General features: G+C 68.6%; 3 protein-coding genes and 1 riboswitch. All 3 genes read right to left on the minus strand.

The window, feature by feature from the left end:
- The coding region (gene gcvPA / locus ACIQ3R_RS17115) for an aminomethyl-transferring glycine dehydrogenase subunit GcvPA (protein ID WP_397420056.1) at nucleotides 1-946 on the minus strand (946 nt) is incomplete at its 3' end.
- 68 nt (nucleotides 947-1,014) lie between these two features.
- The gene (gene gcvH / locus ACIQ3R_RS17120; protein WP_397420057.1) at nucleotides 1,015-1,380 is read right to left on the minus strand and encodes a glycine cleavage system protein GcvH; all 366 of its coding nucleotides are present in this window, start codon (nucleotides 1,378-1,380) and stop codon (nucleotides 1,015-1,017) included.
- A gap of 10 nt (nucleotides 1,381-1,390) precedes the next feature.
- Entirely contained in the window at nucleotides 1,391-2,518 is a 1,128-nt protein-coding gene (gcvT, locus tag ACIQ3R_RS17125) for a glycine cleavage system aminomethyltransferase GcvT (RefSeq protein WP_397420058.1), read from the minus strand.
- Nucleotides 2,519-2,689: 171 nt separating this feature from the next.
- Nucleotides 2,690-2,792: riboswitch (glycine riboswitch) on the minus strand.
- Nucleotides 2,793-2,828 lie beyond the last annotated feature (36 nt).

Genomic DNA, 2,828 nt, shown 5'->3' on the forward strand with positions numbered 1-2,828 from the left:
GGATGTGCTGCTCGCGCGTCGAGAGCGTAAGCACGAAGCCGCGCCGGCCGTCGGCGTCGACGGTCTCGCCGCAGACCCGTCCCGGCATCTGGCGGACGAGCTTCTCGCGCACCGCGAAGAGGCCGACATAGGGGCCGCCGAAGTTCAGCGCATTGCCGATCGACTGCCCTTCGGCCACGGCGATGTCGGCGCCCATCTCGCCCGGCGACTTCAGCAGGCCGAACGATACGGCCTCGGTGGTCACCACGATCAGCAGCGCCCCGGCCGCATGCGCCGCTTCGGCGATCTTCGAGACGTCGGTGACCGTGCCGAACACGTTGGGCGTCTGAACCACGACACAGGCGACGCCAGCGTCGATGGCGTCGATCACCGCCGCCTCGCCGTCGATGGCGGCCTGCAGACGCACGATCTCCATGCCCTCGGCATGGGCGATGGTCTGGGTGGTCGCAGCGTAGTGCGGGTGGAGACCGCCCGACAGAATGGCCTTGTTCCGCCGGTTGACGCGCTTGGCCATCATCACGGCTTCGGCGCAGGCGGTGGAGCCGTCGTACATGGAGGCGTTGGCGACATCGAGGCCGGTGAGCGCCGCCACCTGGGTCTGGAACTCGAACAACACCTGTAGGGTGCCCTGGGCGATCTCGGGCTGGTACGGCGTATAGCTGGTCAGGAACTCCGATCGCTGGATGATGTGATCGACACTGGCCGGCACGTGATGGCGATAGGCCCCTGCGCCGCAGAAGAACGGCCCGGCGCCGGCCGGCCGGTTCATGGCCGCCAGCGCACCCAGCTCCCGTTCGACGGCCAGCTCGCCCGCATGCGGCAGCAGATCGATGATCGGGCTACGGGCGGCGGCCGGCACGTCAACGAACAGAGCGTCGATATCGGCGGCGCCGATCACACCCAGCATCTGGGCGCGATCATCGGGAGTCAGGGGCAGGTAGCGCATGGGGGTTCCAGACTAGTGTGTCACCCCGGTGTCGCGGGGCGTTACGACCGGGATGACAAGTGGTTTGGTCACTGGTTCGCCAGGAAGGCGTCGTACTGGGCGCGGTCCATCAGAGCTTCGTATTGCGCGGGGTCGGCGATCTTCACCTTGGCGAACCAGCCGGCGGCCTCGGGCTCGGCGTTGACCGTCTCGGGCGCCTCGGCGAGAGCGCCGTTGGCGTCGACCACCTCGCCGGAAATCGGCGCGTAGACGTCAGAGGCCGCCTTGACGCTCTCGACCACGGCGAAGGCCTCGCCGGCGCTGACCGTGCGGCCGATTTCCGGCGTCTCCACAAACACCACATCGCCCAGCTGCTCTGCGGCGTGGGCGGTGATTCCAATGGTGGCGACGTCGCCTTCGAGCGCGACCCATTCATGATCCTTGGTGAAACGCATTGAGGGTCTCCTAGGCGCCGCGCTTGCGGACATAGTGGTGGGGGACGAAGGGGCTGGTCGTGACTTCGCAGGCCTGGGGTTTCCCTCGGACAATGACCTGGAGGCGGGTTCCCGGGGCCGAGAGCGCCGGCGGGACAAAGGCCAACGCGATGCCGACCTTGAGGCAAGGTGAGTGGCCGCCCGAGGTGACCACGCCGACGATCGCGCCCGCCCCATCGGCGACCTGCGCGCCCTCCCGCGCAGGGGCGCCTTCAAGAACCCGCAGGCATACCTTCACGCGGCTCGGCCCCTCGGCCAGCTCCTTGACGATGCGGGCGGCGCCCGGAAAGTCGCGCTGTTCGCGGCGATTCTTGTTTATGGCGAAGGTCAGTCCCGCCTCGACCGGTGAGACCGTCTCATCAAGGTCGTGGCCGTAGAGCGGAAGGCCCGCCTCCAGCCGCAGCGAATCCCGTGCGCCCAGGCCGATGGGCCGCACGCGCACGTCGCTGAGCAGCAGGTTCCAGATCCGCTCCGCCTCCGACGCCGGCGCGGAGATCTCGAAGCCGTCCTCGCCGGTGTAACCCGAGCGGGAGACAATGAGGTCGCACCCGAAGCCGGAGAGGCTGCGGATATCCATGAACACCATGTCGGCGACGTCGGGCACGTGGGCGGCCAGCACGGCGGCGGCCTCGGGCCCCTGCAGCGCCATCAGCGCGCGATCCTCCAGCCGCACGACCTCGACCTGACCGGCGAGCTCGTTGTCGATGACGCGGAAGTCGTTGTCCTTGCAGGCGCCGTTGACCACCACGAACAGGCCGTCGTCGTCGGGTCGGCCCGCCATCAGGTCATCGATGATTCCGCCCTTCTTGTTGAGCAGAAGAGAGTATTTCTGGCGGCCGGGCTTCAGGCCGATGAAGTCGCCTGGAACCACGTCCTCGAAGGCCGAGAGCGGCGAGACCCCGCGCAGGCGCGCCTGGCCCATGTGAGAGACGTCGAAGAGGCCCGCGTGCTCGCGCGTCCAGAGATGCTCCTTCATCACCCCGTCGACGTACTGCACCGGCATGGAATAGCCGGCGAACGGCACCATGCGCGCGCCCAGCGCCTGATGCGCAGCGGTGAGCGGCGTGGTCTTGAGCACTTCGGGCGCGGTTTCGGCCACGGGCGGACTCCGGCTGACGACGCGGCGCGCGCCGGGGTTCAGCCCCCCGTCGCCCGCGCCCCCGCTGTCCTTAGGGCCTGAGAGATTTCAGGGGCGCCGGTGGGCGGCGGCCCTCTGCTCCTTCGGCGTCCGCCTAGGCCCTAAGGCTTTGGAGGAACTTTCCAGCGTTCATCAGCCCGCGCGGTCCTTTTGCCTGAGCGTTTCCGGGGCGGTTGCGCCTTCGGCTCTCCCCCGGCGCGTTGGGCGCTGGAAGAGTCTCTCCCGCGAGAGTTGGGGAGGTTGTGTGGGAGGCGTGCGGGGGAGTCAACGG

Origin of the sequence: Phenylobacterium sp. (assembly GCF_044371015.1) — a bacterium.
Classification (GTDB): Bacteria; Pseudomonadota; Alphaproteobacteria; order Caulobacterales; family Caulobacteraceae; genus Phenylobacterium.